This is a genomic window from Streptomyces sp. NPDC127177 (genome assembly GCF_042672475.1).
GTDB lineage: Bacteria > Actinomycetota > Actinomycetes > Streptomycetales > Streptomycetaceae > Streptomyces.
In genome coordinates, this window is sequence record NZ_JBHXUW010000011.1 from 40,079 (window position 1) to 55,804 (window position 15,726).

At 70.7% G+C, this 15,726-nt stretch carries 13 protein-coding genes; 8 read left to right on the plus strand and 5 right to left on the minus strand.

Going from position 1 to position 15,726, the window contains the following annotated elements:
- Positions 1 to 33 precede the first annotated feature (33 nt).
- Positions 34 to 1,395, minus strand: a complete 1,362-nt coding sequence (gene glnA / locus ACFVJX_RS09755) for a type I glutamate--ammonia ligase (RefSeq protein WP_073735717.1) — start codon at positions 1,393 to 1,395, stop codon at positions 34 to 36.
- 243 nt (positions 1,396 to 1,638) lie between these two features.
- Here glnA and ACFVJX_RS09760 point away from each other — a divergent pair, with 243 nt between their 5' ends.
- The 5 genes from ACFVJX_RS09760 (at position 1,639) to ACFVJX_RS09780 (ending at position 7,431) form a co-directional block, all read left to right on the plus strand.
- The gene (locus tag ACFVJX_RS09760) at positions 1,639 to 2,325 is read left to right on the plus strand and encodes a DUF3105 domain-containing protein (protein WP_384125583.1); all 687 of its coding nucleotides are present in this window, start codon (positions 1,639 to 1,641) and stop codon (positions 2,323 to 2,325) included.
- A complete protein-coding gene (locus tag ACFVJX_RS09765) occupies positions 2,322 to 3,041 on the plus strand; it encodes a DUF305 domain-containing protein (protein ID WP_384125581.1) in 720 nt (239 codons plus the stop codon). The genes ACFVJX_RS09760 and ACFVJX_RS09765 overlap by 4 nt, the downstream gene beginning before the upstream one ends.
- A gap of 128 nt (positions 3,042 to 3,169) precedes the next feature.
- Positions 3,170 to 3,595: a CBS domain-containing protein gene (locus tag ACFVJX_RS09770; RefSeq protein ID WP_384125579.1), complete on the plus strand. Its 426-nt coding sequence runs from the start codon at positions 3,170 to 3,172 to the stop codon at positions 3,593 to 3,595.
- A 424-nt stretch (positions 3,596 to 4,019) separates the two neighbouring features.
- A complete protein-coding gene (locus tag ACFVJX_RS09775) occupies positions 4,020 to 5,597 on the plus strand; it encodes a multicopper oxidase family protein (protein ID WP_384125577.1) in 1,578 nt (525 codons plus the stop codon).
- 79 nt (positions 5,598 to 5,676) lie between these two features.
- Positions 5,677 to 7,431 (plus strand): NAD+ synthase, encoded by a 1,755-nt coding sequence (locus tag ACFVJX_RS09780; protein ID WP_384125575.1) that lies wholly within the window; start codon positions 5,677 to 5,679, stop codon positions 7,429 to 7,431.
- 176 nt (positions 7,432 to 7,607) lie between these two features.
- On the opposite strand, the gene ACFVJX_RS09785 is transcribed toward ACFVJX_RS09780, so the two are convergent.
- From ACFVJX_RS09785 to ACFVJX_RS09800, 4 genes are all read right to left on the minus strand, one after another.
- Positions 7,608 to 8,828, minus strand: a complete 1,221-nt coding sequence (locus ACFVJX_RS09785) for an MFS transporter (RefSeq protein ID WP_384125573.1) — start codon at positions 8,826 to 8,828, stop codon at positions 7,608 to 7,610.
- Between the two features lie 215 nt (positions 8,829 to 9,043).
- Entirely contained in the window at positions 9,044 to 10,066 is a 1,023-nt protein-coding gene (locus ACFVJX_RS09790) for an endonuclease/exonuclease/phosphatase family protein (RefSeq protein ID WP_384125571.1), read from the minus strand.
- 191 nt (positions 10,067 to 10,257) lie between these two features.
- Positions 10,258 to 10,950 carry a TetR/AcrR family transcriptional regulator gene (locus ACFVJX_RS09795; RefSeq protein WP_384125569.1) on the minus strand — a complete coding sequence of 231 codons (693 nt, stop codon included), beginning with the start codon at positions 10,948 to 10,950 and terminating at the stop codon, positions 10,258 to 10,260.
- 114 nt (positions 10,951 to 11,064) lie between these two features.
- A complete protein-coding gene (locus ACFVJX_RS09800) occupies positions 11,065 to 12,669 on the minus strand; it encodes a DHA2 family efflux MFS transporter permease subunit (protein WP_384125567.1) in 1,605 nt (534 codons plus the stop codon).
- Between the two features lie 195 nt (positions 12,670 to 12,864).
- Here ACFVJX_RS09800 and panB point away from each other — a divergent pair, with 195 nt between their 5' ends.
- From panB to ACFVJX_RS09815, 3 genes are all read left to right on the plus strand, one after another.
- Positions 12,865 to 13,752, plus strand: coding sequence for a 3-methyl-2-oxobutanoate hydroxymethyltransferase (panB, locus tag ACFVJX_RS09805; protein ID WP_384125565.1), 888 nt, complete (start codon positions 12,865 to 12,867; stop codon positions 13,750 to 13,752).
- Between the two features lie 99 nt (positions 13,753 to 13,851).
- Positions 13,852 to 14,874, plus strand: a complete 1,023-nt coding sequence (locus tag ACFVJX_RS09810; RefSeq protein WP_384125645.1) for an ATP-binding cassette domain-containing protein — start codon at positions 13,852 to 13,854, stop codon at positions 14,872 to 14,874.
- A complete protein-coding gene (locus ACFVJX_RS09815; RefSeq protein ID WP_384125563.1) occupies positions 14,871 to 15,725 on the plus strand; it encodes an ABC transporter permease in 855 nt (284 codons plus the stop codon). The genes ACFVJX_RS09810 and ACFVJX_RS09815 overlap by 4 nt, the downstream gene beginning before the upstream one ends.
- The last annotated feature ends 1 nt before the right edge of the window (position 15,726 follow it).

Consider the following 15,726-nt stretch of genomic DNA (forward strand, 5'->3'; position numbering starts at 1 on the left):
ACCCGCACGCGCCCTGTCGGCGCTGACCCGCGCCTACAGCACCGGCAGCAGGTTCTTCAGCTCGAAGGCCGTGACCTCGCTGCGGTACTCCTCCCACTCCTGCTTCTTGTTGCGCAGGAAGAAGTCGAAGACGTGCTCGCCCAGCGTCTCGGCGACCAGTTCGCTCTTCTCCATCAGCGAGATCGCCTCGCCCAGGTTCTGCGGGAGCGGCTCGATGCCCATCGCGCGGCGTTCGGCGTCGGACAGGGCCCAGACGTCGTCGTCGGCACCGGCCGGGAGTTCGTAACCCTCCTCGATGCCCTTGAGGCCCGCGGCGAGGAGTACCGCGTACGTGAGGTAGGGGTTGGCGCCGGAGTCGATGGAGCGGACCTCGACGCGGGCCGAGCCGGTCTTGCCGGGCTTGTACATCGGGACGCGGATGAGCGCCGAGCGGTTGTTGTGGCCCCAGCAGATGTACGAGGGGGCCTCACCGCCGGCGCCCGCGGCGCGGGAGGAGCCGCCCCAGATGCGCTTGTAGGAGTTGACCCACTGGTTGGTCACGGCGGAGATCTCCGCCGCGTGCGTGAGCAGGCCCGCGATGAAGGAGCGGCCCACCTTGGAGAGCTGGTACTCGGCGCCCGACTCGTAGAACGCGTTGCGGTCGCCCTCGAAGAGGGAGAGGTGGGTGTGCATGCCCGAGCCCGGGTACTCCGAGAACGGCTTCGGCATGAACGTCGCCTGCACGCCCTGCTCCAGTGCGACCTGCTTCATGACCAGGCGGAACGTCATGATGTTGTCGGCGGTGGAGAGCGCGTCCGCGTACCGCAGGTCGATCTCCTGCTGACCGGGGGCGCCCTCGTGGTGGCTGAACTCGACGGAGATGCCCATCGATTCGAGCATCGTGATCGCCTGACGGCGGAAGTCCATGCCGACGTTCTGCGGGGTGTGGTCGAAGTAGCCGGAGCTGTCCGCAGGGGTGGGGCGGCTGCCGTCGACCGGCTTGTCCTTCAGCAGGAAGAACTCGATCTCCGGGTGGGTGTAGAAGGTGAACCCCAGATCGGAGGTCTTGGCCAGGATGCGCTTGAGCACGTAGCGCGGGTCGGCGAAGGACGGCGAGCCGTCGGGCATCAGGATGTCGCAGAACATGCGGGCCGTGCCGGGGGCCTCCGCGCGCCAGGGCAGGATCTGGAACGTGCCCGGATCCGGCTTGGCGATCATGTCCGACTCGTACACCCGGGCGAAGCCCTCGATGGCCGAGCCGTCGAAGCCGATGCCCTCGTCAAACGCCTGTTCCAGCTCGGCAGGGGCCACGGCCACGGACTTGAGGTAACCGAGCACGTCGGTGAACCACAGCCGGACGAACCGGATGTCGCGTTCCTCAAGTGTCCTGAGGACGAATTCCTGCTGCTTGTCCATAGCCACATCCTTGCAGTTCAGACGGTCCGTGCACCACCGCCCGGGGTAGGGGGGACACTCAAGTATCACGACCCGGGATTTCACCCAGATTACGCACACGACGTGAGATGGAGCACTCGGCCACCCACTACGATCGTCGGCCATGGTGTGCACGGGTCGGGGCGGCCCCGCAACTGCCCTGCGCACACCGGTTTCCCGACCTGTTCCACCCCCTCATCGCCCCTTCGCAGAAGGACCAACGACATGAGCCACGACAGCCAGGACCGCAGGACCCGCATAGAGCGGATGCGCAACGCCGACCGTGCGCGGGACCGCCGCAACCGCGTGCTGGCCATAAGCCTCGGCGCCGTCGTCCTCGCAGGTCTGGTCGGCTTCGGCAGCTACCTGATCCTCGACAAGTCCGAGGCCTCCGCCGAGCAGCAGAACACCGGCGCGAAGGACCCGAAGGACTCCGGGGCCGACGCCAAGGCGCCGGCCGCCGGGGCGATCGAGGGCGAGAAGACGTGGGACGCGAAGAAGCTGACCCGCAACCACGTCACCAAGACCGTGACGTACCCGATGAAGCCCCCGGTCGGCGGTGACCACAACCCCGTCTGGATGAACTGCGACGGGGAGGTATACAAGAAGGCGATCCCCGACATGAACGCCGTGCACTCGCTGGAGCACGGTTCGGTGTGGGTGACGTACACCGACAAGGCCCCGGCCGCCGATGTGGACAAGCTCGCCGAGCGGGTCGGGAAGACCCCGTACTCGCTGATGAGCCCGTACGAGGACCAGGCCGGCACCATCATGCTCAGCGCCTGGGGCAAGCAGGTCACGGTGGACGGTGCGGACGACCCCCGGGTGGCGCAGTTCTTCACCAAGTACGTGCAGGGGCCGCAGACCCCCGAGCCGGGCGCGGCGTGCACCGGCGGGCTGGACGCGCAGTGAGGGTGCCGGAGCACTCCCGGCGCACCCGCTGGCTGGTCGGCTCCGCGGCCGCGCTCGCCGTCCTGTTCGCGGGGGCCACGACGATGGCCTCCGCGCGGGACGACGGGGCGGACCACCACGCGAGCGCGTCCGCCCCGGGCACCCCCGCGGTGGACTCGGCGGACGCCGGGTTCGCCCGCGACATGGCCGTCCACCACCAGCAGGCCGTCGAGATGTCCTTCATCGTCCGGGACCGCACGGAGAACGAGGACGTGCGCCGTCTCGCGTACGACATCGCCAACACGCAGGCCAACCAGCGGGGCATGCTGCTCGGCTGGCTGGATCTGTGGGAGCTGCCCAAGGTGGCCGCCGGGCAGGAGCCGATGACCTGGATGAACGGGCGGCACGCCGGCCACGACATGGGTGACATGGACGGGATGGACGGTACGGCGGGCAGCGGTTACCGGGCCCATGACGGGTCCCTGATGCCCGGCATGGCCACCCGCACCGAGCTCGGGCGGCTTCGCGCGGCCAGTGGCAAGCAGGCCGAGATCCTGTATCTCCAGCTGATGACCGACCACCACAAGGGCGGTATCGACATGGCCCGCGGCTGCGCGGACCTGTGCACCGTCAAGGCGGAGAAGCGTCTCGCCCGGGGCATGGCCGAGGCCCAGCAATCCGAGCTGGACGCGATGGCGGAAATGCTGGCGGAGCGCGGGGCGGCACCGAGGAGCTGAAAGGTTCCCGGGCCTCCACAGATGCACCCGAATGGGTGATAGCGCTCGCGTACCCCGAACGGGCCCCCCACGATGGGTTCGCTCGGGGTCGTACGGCAGCGCCCATCGGCACGCAGGAGGAACCCGCCATGACCACCGCCAAGGACATCATGCACACCGGCGCCACCTGGATCCCGGCGCACGAGACCCTCGACCGCGCCGCACAGCTGATGCGTGAGCACAACGTCGGGGCGCTGCCCATCTCGGCCAACGGCGAGCAGGACCGGATGGTCGGCATCCTCACCGACCGCGACATCGTGGTCGGCTGTGTGGCGATGGGCCGGGACCCCTCGAAGGTGACCGCGGGTGACCTCGCCCAGGGCACGCCCCGCTGGATCGACGCGGGCGCGGAGGTGGAGGACGTTCTGGAGGAGATGCAGAGCCATCGCATCCGCCGGCTGCCCGTGGTCGAGAACAAGACGTTGATCGGCATGATCAGTGAGGCCGATCTGGCCCAGCACCTCTCGGACGACCAGATCGCCGGCTGGGCGGAGAAGGTCTACTCACGCGGCTGACCGGCACGCGTACGCCCGGACGGCCCATCGGCCCGTCGCCCCGCCGCGCGCGGGGCGGCGGGCCGCCGTCGTTCACATACCCGGCGGGGGTAGGTTGGCCGCCATGTTCGGGACGAGGAGCGCGTGGGAATGGACCGGGTGGCCGTCTGCCTCACCGTGCTCTCCGCCCGGGGTCCCGCACTCCTCACCGGGCGCTCCGCCCCGGGTCCCGCGCTCCTCACCGGGCTTCCGCGGGTGACCCGGCGGGCCGCGAGCACCCTGCCGGGGGACGCCGCCGCCCGTGCCTCGCGCGCGCCGCGGCGCACTCCCCCGCCACGGCCGCGCAGGGTCCTCCTCACCGGTCCGCCGGTACCGCGGATACGGGCGCACCGCGCGCCCGTCCGCCCTTCACCACACCGACGACATCCCCGAGGTGCACTCAGCCATGCCCGCTCAGCACACCCGCCGCGCCGTGCTCGGCGCGTCGATCGCCCTGGCCGGTACGAACGCTCTCGCCGCCCGCTTCGGCTGGGGCAGCGGTACGCAGGCCCACCACGACACGACGCCCACCGGCCCGTCCGGCACCCCCGCCCCCGAGGGGTACGTCTCGCCCGACGGCCCCGAGGTCGCGGCGGCCGAGCAGCGCCGGGGCTCCGGCCCCGTACGGGAGATCGCCCTGACCGCCACCCCGTCCCGGCTCGAACTGGGCGGCGGGCACACCGTCAGCACCTGGTCGTACGGGGACCGGCTGCCCGGCAGGGAGGTGCGGGTCACCGCGGGTGACACGCTCGCCCTCACCCTCGCCAACCACCTGCCCCAGTCGACCTCGCTGCACTGGCACGGGCTCGCCCTGCGCAACGACATGGACGGGGTGCCCGATCTCACCCAGCGCCCCATCGAGCCGGGCGCCGACTTCACGTACCGGTTCGCGGTGCCGAACCCCGGCACGTACTGGTTCCACCCGCACTCGGGCGTCCAGCTGGACCGCGGGCTGTACGCGCCGCTGATCGTCGAGGACCCGAAGGAGCCGCTGTCGTACGACAGGGAGTGGGTCGTCGTCCTGGACGACTGGGTCGACGGCGTGGACGGTTCCACGCCCGACGCGGTGCTCGCCGAGCTCACCGGCGGCACCGCTCACAGCGGGCACGCCATGCCCGCGCCGTCCACGTCCGGCGCCGCCGACGACGGTCCGTCACGCATGCTGACGGGCGCCACCAGCCAACTGCTCGGCGGTGACGCGGGTGATGTCGCCTACCCCTATTACCTGGTCAACGGCCGCACCGAGGAGGATCCTTCGGTGTTCACCGCACGGCCCGGCGACCGGATCCGGCTACGGATCATCAACGCGGGCGGCGACACCGCCTTCCGCCTCGCGCTCGGCGGGCACCGGATGACGGTCACCCACACCGACGGCTTCCCGGTCCGGCACACCCCGGCCGACACCCTGCTGCTCGGCATGGGCGAACGGTACGACGTGCTGGTGACCGCAGGGGACGGGGTGTTCCCGCTGACCGCGCTGGCCGAGGGGAAGAAGGCCTCCGCGAGGGCACTGCTCCGGACCGGCCCGGGAGCGGCGCCCGCCGCCTCCGCGCGGCCCAAGGAGCTGGACGGTGCACTGGTGACGGCGGACCGGCTGGTCCCGGACGCGTCCGTCGCGCTGCCCGCCAAGGAGCCCGACCGGACGGTGCGGATCAGGCTGACCGGTTCCATGGAGGCGTACGACTGGGCCTTCGACGGAAAGCCGTACAGCGCCGACCAGCGTCATCCGGTGGAGGCCGGGGAGCGGGTGCGGCTGGAGTTCCGCAACCCGACCCGGATGTGGCATCCGATCCATCTGCACGGGCACACGTTCGCGCTGGCCGGGGACGCGTCCGGGGCGCGCAAGGACACCGCGATCGTGCTGCCGCGACAGCCGCTGACGGTGGACTTCGACGCCGACAACCCGGGGCTGTGGATGCTGCACTGCCACAACCTGTACCACGCGGAGGCGGGCATGATGACGGTCGTCGGCTACCGCCGCTGACCGGGCCCCTGGCGGGCCGGACGGCGTTCCGCGCGGCCCGCCAGGACATCGCGTCAGTCAGACGATTACACTGGGCGGCGTGCCTCAACTACGCCTCGCACTGAATCAGATCGACTCGACGGTCGGTGACCTCGCCGGCAACGCCGAGGCGATCCTCCACTGGACCCGGCACTCCGCCGAACAGGGCGCCCACCTGGTGGCGTTCCCCGAGATGGTGCTGACCGGTTACCCCGTCGAGGACCTGGCCCTGCGCTCGTCCTTCGTCGAGGCCTCGCGGGACGCGCTGCGCGCGCTCGCCGCCCGTCTCGACGAGGAGGGGTTCGGGGAGCTGCCGGTCGTCGTCGGATACCTCGACCGCTCCGAGTTCCCGGCGCCGCGCTACGGCCAGCCCGCCGGGTCCCCGCGCAACGCCGCCGCCGTACTGCACCGCGGCGGGATCGCGCTGAACTTCGCCAAGCACCATCTGCCCAACTACGGCGTCTTCGACGAGTTCCGGTACTTCATGCCGGGCGACTCGATGCCGGTCGTACGGGTGCACGGCATCGATGTGGCGCTCGCGATCTGCGAGGACCTCTGGCAGGACGGCGGCCGGGTGCCGGCCGCGCGGGCCGCCGGGGCCGGGCTGCTGCTCTCGATCAACGCCTCGCCGTACGAGCGGGACAAGGACGACACCCGGCTGGAACTGGTCCGCAGGCGGGCCGAGGAGGCCGGCTGCACGACGGCCTATCTGGCGATGATCGGCGGCCAGGACGAGCTGGTCTTCGACGGTGACTCGATCGTCGTCGACAAGCACGGCGAGGTGATCGCGCGCGCCCCGCAGTTCGCCGAGGGCAGCGTGATCATCGACCTGGAGCTGCCGGCCGCCGCGGACCGGGCGCCGTCCGGTGTGGTCAACGACGGGCTCCGGATCGATCACGTGACGCTGTCCGAGAAGCCGCTGCCCGGCTACGGGGCGGAGCTGACCGGAGGGTACGCGGACCGGCTCGACGACGACGAGGAGCTGTACTCCGCGCTCGTGGTGGGGCTGCGGGCGTACGCCGCGAAGAACGGCTTCAGCAGCGTGCTCATCGGGCTCTCCGGCGGGATCGACTCGGCGCTGGTCGCCGCGATCGCCTGCGACGCGCTGGGCGCGCAGAACGTGTACGGCATCTCCATGCCGTCGAAGTACTCGTCGGACCACTCCAAGGGCGACGCGGCCGAGCTGGCGCGGCGTACCGGGCTGAACTTCCGGACCGTACCGATCGAGCCGATGTTCGACGCGTACATGGGCTCGCTGGGTCTCAGCGGTCTCGCCGAGGAGAACCTCCAGTCGCGGCTGCGCGGCACGATGCTGATGGCCGTCTCCAACCAGGAGGGCCAGATCGTCCTGGCGCCGGGCAACAAGTCGGAGCTGGCCGTCGGCTACTCGACGCTGTACGGGGACTCGGTGGGCGCGTACGGGCCGATCAAGGACGTGTACAAGACGTCGGTCTTCCGGCTGGCGAAGTGGCGCAACCGGGCGGCCGAGGAGCGCGGGCAGACCCCGCCGATCCCGGAGGCCTCCATCACCAAGCCGCCCAGCGCCGAGCTGCGGCCGGGGCAGGTCGACACGGACTCGCTGCCGGACTACGACGTGCTGGACCGGATCCTGGAGCTGTACGTCGACCGGGACCAGGGGCTCGACGCGATCGTCGAGGCCGGGTTCGACGCGGCGCTGGTCGCGAAGACGTTGCGGATGGTGGACACGGCGGAGTACAAGCGGCGGCAGTACCCGCCGGGGACGAAGATCTCGCCCAAGGGGTTCGGCAAGGACCGGCGACTGCCGATCACGAACCGGTGGCGCGAGTCCGGCTGACGCCGGGGGTGGGGTGCGCGGGCCCGTCCGGCTGAGGGTGTGTCGGGAGGGGTGCCCTCAATCGCCGGACGGGCTCGGTGCTGCCGGGCGTCGTTACTCAGCACACGTCCACGCCGACGCCCGTGGTGCCCCCAATCGCCGGACGGGCTGGGTGCTGCCGGGCGGGCGTCGCGCTTTCAGTGCACGTCCGCTTCGGATCCGTGTCGTGCCGCGGTGGGTTCCGGGGTCGCGCGGGCCACCACTCGGGACGGAGTGGGGTCGCGGTCCAGGAATCCCGCCGTGACCGCCACCGCGAGGCCTGCGACGGCCAGGACCGCGCCGACCAGCGCCGGGGACGTCCAGCCCCAGCCGGCCGCGATGGCCATCCCGCCCAGCCACGCGCCACCCGCGTTGGCCAGGTTGAACGCGGAGTGGTTGGAGGCGGACGCCAGCGTCGGGGCGTCCTTGGCCTTGTTCATGACGAGCATCTGGAGCGGTGTGGTCGTCATGAAGCCGACCCCGCCCAGGAGCACCACCATCACCAGCGCGGCCCACTGCACGTGCGCGGCGAACGGGAAGACCACCAGGACGACCGCCAGCGCGCCCAGCGACCCGTACAGGGTCGGACGCAGCGCCCGGTCCGTGAGCGGGCCCGCCGCGAGCGCGCCGAGCGTCATGCCGATGCCGAAGAGCGCCAGCACCGGCGTGACCGAGGATTCGCCGAAGCCCATCGCCTCGGTCGTCATCGCCGAGAGGTAGGAGTACACGGCGAAGACCCCGGCGAAGCCGAAGACGGCGGTGAGCAGTCCGAGCAGCACCTGCCGGTTGCCCAGGGCCCGCAGTTCGTGACGGACATCACCGTGCGCGTCGACGGGGATCTGCGGGACGAGCCGGGCGAGCGCGGCCATCGCGCACAGCCCGATCACCGCGACGACCAGGAACGTGGCGCGCCAGCCGAGGTGCTGACCGAGCAGGGTGGCGGCGGGTACGCCGACGATGTTGGCGACGGTCAGGCCGAGGAACATCGTCGCCACGGCCCGTGCCTGGCGCCCGTCGGCGACCAGCCGGGCGGCGACGACCGCGCCGACGCCGAAGAACGCGCCGTGCGGCAGCCCGGCGAGGACCCGGCCGGCGATCAGCCAGCCGAAGCCGGGCGCGAGCGCGGAGGCGAGGTTGCCGACGGTGAAGAGCGCCATCAGCAGCAGGAGCATCCGCTTGCGCGGGATCCGGGAGCCGAGGGCGGTGAGCAGCGGGGCGCCGAGCACCACACCGATCGCATAGGCCGACACGAGGTAGCCCGCCGTGGGGACGGAGGTGCCGAGATCGTCCGCGACATCGGGCAGCAGGCCCATCATCACGAACTCCGTGGTACCGATGCCGAAGGCGCTCACCGCGAGTGCGAGCAGAGCCAGAGGCATGAGGAGAGACCTTTCCGCAGGGGGCCCCGTCCACCGCGGCGGGCAGGGCCGGCCGTGGCGCGAGGCGCAGGAGGGAGCCGGGGCATGGCGGCGCTGCCGGGTGTGGGGGCCGGAGCGCACAGCGGCGGACCGGCTCCATCGCCGGTCGGCCTCGGTCCCTGATCGGAACAAATACTCTCAGATGGTTTATGCCGGGAGGTGAACGGCCCGTGACGTCAGAGCTTGACGCTGGCGGCGATCGGGAGGTGGTCGCTGTCCGTGGCGGGGAGCGTCCAGGACGACACGGGGTCGACGCCCCTGACCATGATCTGGTCGATCCGGGCCATCGGGAACGAGGCGGGCCAGCTGAATCCGAAGCCGTCCCCGGCGGCTCCCTGGGTGGAGCGCATCTGCGAGGTGACCGCGTTGAGCGCGCGGTCGTTCATGGTGCCGTTGAGGTCTCCGAGCAGGACGACCCGGTCCAGCTTCTCCCTCGCGATGGCCTTGCCCAGAGCGTCCGCGCTCTGGTCGCGCTGGTTGGCGGTGAATCCGGCGTGCAGCTTGACCCGTACCGACGGCAGGTGCGCGACGACGACGCCGACCTTGCCCTCGGGGGTGGCGACGGTGGTCCGCATGGCCCGGACCCATCCCATCTTGATGTCCACCGGGCGGGTGTCGCTGATCGGGTACTTGCTCCACACGCCGACGGTCCCCTGCACCGAGTGGTACGGGAAGCGGGCGGCGAGCGCCGACTCGTACGTGGCGACCTTGCCGGCGGGCAGTTCCTGGAGTGCGATGACGTCGGCGCCGGAGCCCGCGACCTGCTGGGCGGTGCCCGCGGGGTCGGTGTTGTCCGCGTTGACGTTGTGGGTGGCGACGGTGAGATCGCCGTCGCCGCCCGACTTGTCGGTGAGCAGGCCGCCGAACACGTTGAACCAGACCACGATCGGCAGCAGCAGCGCGATGAGCGCGGTGGCGGAGCGCCGTACCAGGCCGAGCACGAGCAGCACGGGTACGAAGACGGCGATCCACGGCAGGAACGTCTCGCTGAGGCTGCCCAGGTTGCCGATGGCGTTCGGGATGTGTGCGTGCAGGACCATCACGAGGGTCAGCAGGACCGAGCAGCCCGCCAGGACGATCCCGCGCCGCCAGATGCCTCTGTCCCGGGTCAGCCTGTCGCGCAGGTCCCGGAAGCGGGATCCGGTGGGCTGCGGCCCCACGCCGCCGTTCCCGGTGTCCGTCCTGTACGCCTGCACCATCGCGCTGTCCTCACTGCCTTGCCGTGCACATCGCCCGCGCCCACGACCCTAGGCGATGCGCGATGTTTTTCCCGCCGTCGATGACGGCCGTACTGCCACGAGGACGAACGGGGCGGCGCGACGGGTTCCGGCCGGGGCCGGTCCGCGGGGGCTTGTGACAGAACGCGCACACTCGGGCCGGGCCCGGCGCGTCAGCCTTGGCCTGCGGGTTTGCCGGGTGCGGCGCCCTGCGGGCGCGGTCCGACACCCTCGACGACCAGCTGGATGATGCGGTCGGCGAGGTCGTCGGGCAGCGGCGCGTCCGGCCGGTGGACGGTGCGTACGAGCATGGGGCCGAGGAACAGGTCGTCCATCAGCTCCACGTCCGTGTCGCCCCGCAGTTCGCCCGCGTCGACGGCCCGGTGCACGGCCGCGAGCATGGCGACCCGGCGGGGGGCGATCACCGTGCACTGGTACTCGGCCCAGAGCTTGGGGTGGCTCTTCATCTGCGCGAAGACGTTGTGCAGCAGCACCGAGGAGCGCTGGGCCTGGCCGCGCCTGCGCATCGACTCCAGCAGGACGCGCAGGTCGTCGAGGCCGGCGGTGCCGGAGACATCGGGCTCCGGTGGCTCGATGTCGCGCAGGACGTCGACGAAGAGCTCCTCCTTGTCCTTCCAGCGCCGGTAGATGGTGGCCTTGCCGACTCCGGCGGTGCGGGCGATCCGCTCGATGGAGAGGCCGGCCAGGGGCTCCCCGGCCTCCAGCAGTTCGACGACGGCGTCCAGGATGGCCCGCTCGGCCGCCGCGCTGCGCGGACGGCCGCGACGGGGCTCCTGGTCGCCGACGGGGTCGCGGTCGCCCTCGACCGGAGCCCGCTCGCCCCGGTCCGATGCCTGAGCCTGCACGTGAAACCACCTTTCGCCGCCCCGATTCTCGCCCAGGCGGACGGCGTCCCGCCGCTTTCAGCCGTACGAGGCCGTCGGCGGCTTGACGCCGTCAGCCTTACGAGGCCGTCGGCGTCACCGTCCCGCGGGTGCGGGCGCCGCCTGCTCGTCGCGCGCGGACGTCTGCTCGGCCGGCGGCCTGCCGGGCAGGAACAGCGCGACCACGATCGCTCCGAGCAGGGCCACGAAGGCCGAGCTGATGGCCGTGATGTGCATGGCGCTCAGGAAGGCGTCGTGCGCCGCGGCGACCAGCGGTGCACCCTTCGGACCCAGCTTCTCCGCTATGCCGAGCGTCGCCTCGATGGACTCCGCCGCCGCGTCCCTTGCGCCGGCCGGGAGCGCGCCGAGGTGGCCCTCGATGTCCCCACGGTAGACGGCGGACAGCACCGAGCCGAGGACGGCGATCCCGAGGGCACCGCCGACCTGCCGGAAGGTGTTGTTGACCGCCGAGCCGGAGCCGGCCTTCTCGCGCGGCAGCGCCTGCATCACGGCGACGGTGACCGGCGGCATCACATGGGCCATGCCCGTGCCCTGCACGAAGAAGACCACACACATCAGCCAGACGGGCGTGTCGGCGTCGAACAGCGCGAACGCCGCCAGTCCGACCGCGACCATCAGCATGCCGACGGTGCACACGGCGCGGGCGCCGAACCGGTCGACCACCAGCCGGGCCCTGGGCGCGAAGATCATCTGGGCGACGGCGAGCGGCAGGATCAGCAGCCCCGACTGGAGGGCGCTCCAGCCCCGCACGCTCTGCATGTAGAAGGCGGAGAAGAACGTCACGCCCATCAGCGCGAAGAAGACCAGCGCGATGGCGGCGACGGCGGCCGAGAAGGCCGGCTTGCGGAAGTACGTGATGTCGATGGCCGGGCTGCTGCTGCGCTTCTCGTGGAGGACGAACACGACCAGGACGGCCAGACCACCGATGACCGGCAGGAGCACGGACACGTCGGTGAAGTCGGCCAGTTCACCGCCACGGATGATGCCGTACACCAGCAGCACCAGGCCGATGATGGAGAGCACCACGCCCACCGGGTCGAGACGGCCCGGCTTCGGGTCCTTGGAGTCCGGTACGAGGATCACCATCGCGATCAGGGCGATGACCACGACGGGCACGTTGACCAGGAAGATCGAGCCCCACCAGAAGTGTTCGAGTAGCAGTCCGCCGGTGATCGGGCCGATCGCGATGCCGAGGCCCACGCTGCCGGCCCAGATGCCGATGGCCTTGGGCTGCTCGTCGCGCTCGAAGACGTTCATCAGGACGGCGAGGGTGGCCGGCATCACGAAGGCGGCGCCGAAGCCCATCACGGCGCGCCAGGCGACGAGTTCGCCCGGCGAGCCGGACATGGCGGCGAAGGCCGAGCCGATGCCGAAGAGCACGATGCCGAGGAGCAGCATCTTCTTGCGTCCGACGCGGTCACCGAGCAGGCCCGCGGTGAAGAGCAGTCCTGCGAAGACGAGCGTGTAGGAGTTGATCGCCCACTCCAGCTCGCTCTGGGTGGCCCCCAGACCGGTGGGTGAGGGGGAAGCGATCGTCTTGACGGCGACGTTCAGGATCGAGTTGTCCAGCACCACGATGAGCAGGCTGAACATCAGGACAACGAGGATCGCCCAGCGGCGGCGGTGGACCGCCTCCGGGACCTGGGGCACGACGGCGGGAGCGCCGGACGGTATGGACATGGACAAGAGCCTAAGTCATTTCGATACGATACCGTCTCGTATTGGAAAGTCTTTACCCGGCGGGAACAGGGAACCGCCCCGTCGTCCGGGGGACGTGTGCGGGCCCACTTCCCGTGACCGCCCCCGGGATGCCACCATGGAAGGGATCCGGGGACGCCGTCAGGGCGCCTCGAGATGACGAAGGAGCCGTTGGCAATGTCGCTTCAGGCTGCGCACGACCAGTCCGCCACACCCCCCGCGGGAGCCCCCGCCGACAGCAGCAAGGCGCTGTACGGAGGCAAGAGCAACCGCCGCGTCACCGTCCACGACATCGCCGCCGCCACCGAGCGCGGCGAGAAGTGGCCCATGCTCACCGCCTATGACGCGATGACCGCGTCCGTCTTCGACGAGGCCGGCATCCCGGTCATGCTCGTCGGCGACTCGATGGGCAACTGTCACCTCGGCTACGAGACCACCGTGCCCGTCACGATGGACGAGATCGCCATCCTCTCCGCCGCCGTCGTCCGGGGCACCAAGCGCGCCCTGGTCGTCGCCGACCTGCCCTTCGGGGCCTACCAGGAGGGCCCGGTCCAGGCCCTGCGCAACGCCACCCGGCTGATCAAGGAGTCCGGGGTCGGCGCGGTCAAGCTGGAGGGCGGTGAGCGCAGCCACGAGCAGATCAAGCTCCTGGTCGACGCCGGCATCCCGGTCATGGCCCACATCGGTCTGACCCCGCAGTCCGTCAACGCGATGGGCTACCGGGTGCAGGGCCGCGGCGAGGAGGCCGCCCAGCAGATGCTGCGCGACGCCAAGGCCGTGCAGGACGCGGGCGCGTTCGCCGTCGTCCTGGAACTCGTACCGGCCGAACTGGCCGCCGAGGTCACCCGCACCCTGCACATCCCGACCGTCGGCATCGGGGCCGGCCCCGACACCGACGCGCAGGTGCTGGTCTACACCGACATGGTGGGCCTGACCGGTGGCAAGGTGCCGCGCTTCACCAAGCAGTACGCAGATCTGCGCCAGATCCTCGGCGACGCCGCGAAGGCGTACGCGGACGAGGTCGTCGGCGGCACGTTCCCGGCGCCCGAGCACACCTTCCACTGACCCGGACGACCACTGCCGGCACCACCGACAGCCCGCCGACTTCCCCCATCGGCGGGCTGTCGGCCCGCTGTCGGTGGCTTGTCGGTGGCGGCTGGTCTGATGGTGGACATGACGCGAATCGACAAGAACCCCAGTAACGGCTCGAACGCCGTCGAGGTACGGGGACTGGTCAAGCACTACGGCTCGACCAAAGCTCTGGACGGCGTGGACCTCGATGTGCGCGAGGGCACCGTACTCGGAGTGCTCGGCCCCAACGGAGCCGGCAAGACCACCCTCGTACGAGTCCTCTCCACCCTGATCCTGCCCGACGCCGGACACGCGGTCGTGGCGGGCTACGACGTGGTGAAGCAGCCCCGCCGGCTGCGCCGCACCATCGGTCTGACCGGGCAGTACGCCTCGGTCGACGAGAAGCTCTCCGGCTGGGAGAACCTCTACATGATCGGGCGGCTGCTCGACCTGCCGCGCAACAAGGCCCGTTCGCGCGCCGACGAGCTGCTGGAGCGCTTCTCGCTCACCGACGCGGCGAAGAAGGCCGCGATGGAGTACTCCGGCGGCATGCGGCGTCGGCTGGACCTGGCCGCTTCCATGATCGGCAGCCCGGCCGTGCTGTACCTGGACGAGCCGACGACGGGGCTCGACCCCCGTACCCGCAACGAGGTCTGGGACGAGGTGCAGAGGATGGTCGCGGAGGGGGCGACCGTGCTGCTCACCACCCAGTACATGGAAGAGGCCGAACAGCTCGCAAGTGAGCTCACCGTCATCGACCACGGCAAGATCATCGCCCGCGGCGGGGTCGACGAGCTGAAGGCCAGGGTCGGCGGCCGCACCCTGCAGATCCGGCCCACGGACCCGTCCGAGCTGGCCGCGATGGCGCAGGCACTGCGCGAGACCGGTCTCGATGGTGTCGCGGGCGCGCAGGCGGTCCCGGACGAGGGGCTGCTGTACGTACCGATCCTCAGCGACGAGCAGCTGACGGCCGTCATAGGTCTGCTCGGCACCCGGGGCTTCTCGCTGGCGCACGTCGCCACCGCGCTGCCCAGCCTGGACGAGGTCTTCCTCGCCATCACCGGCGAGAAGACCTCGGCCCCCACCGACACGATCCACGAGGAGGTCGCGGCATGAGCACGACGACTCTGAAGCCCGCCCCCGCCGGTTCGGCCGGTGCCGCCCCGGTCACGACGCTCGATGACGACGCCCGGATCGGGCTGCGCGGCAACCTGCGCCACATCAGTGCGCTGATGCGGCGCAACCTGCTCCAGATCAAGAAGGATCCGGAGTCGATGTTCGATGTGCTGCTGATGCCCATCGTCTTCACCCTGCTGTTCGTGTACGTCTTCGGCGGATCCGTCGGCGCGAGCCTGGGCGGTGACCGGCAGACCTACATCAACTACGTGATCCCCGGGCTGATGGCGATGATGGGCATGAACATCGCCACCGCGGTCGGCACCGGCGTCAACGACGACTTCCACAAGGGGGTCATGGACCGGTTCCGCACGATGCCGATCGCCCGTTCGTCGGTGCTCATCGCGAAGATCGTGGTCGAGCTGGGCCGGATGATGGTCGCCACGGCCATCCTGCTGGGCATGGGCTTCGCGCTCGGACTCCAGGTGGACTCGGTCTCCGGCCTGCTGGTCGCGGTGGTGCTGTCGGCGGCGTTCGGCGCCGCGATCATGTGGATCTTCATCCTGCTCGGGCTGTCCCTCAAGACGCCCCAGTCGGTTCAGGCGATGGGCTTTCTCGTCCTGATGCCTCTTCAGTTCGGTTCCTCGATCTTCGCCCCGCCGACGACGATGCCCGGCTGGCTCAAGACCTTCACCGACTACAACCCGCTGTCCAACCTGGCCGACGCGGCGCGTGGCCTGATGACCGGCGGACCGCTCGGCCACTCCGTGTGGATGACCCTCGTCTGGGCCGTGGGCATCACCGCCGTCACGGCGCCGCTGGCGGTGTCGAAGTTCCGCAAGCGGACCTGAC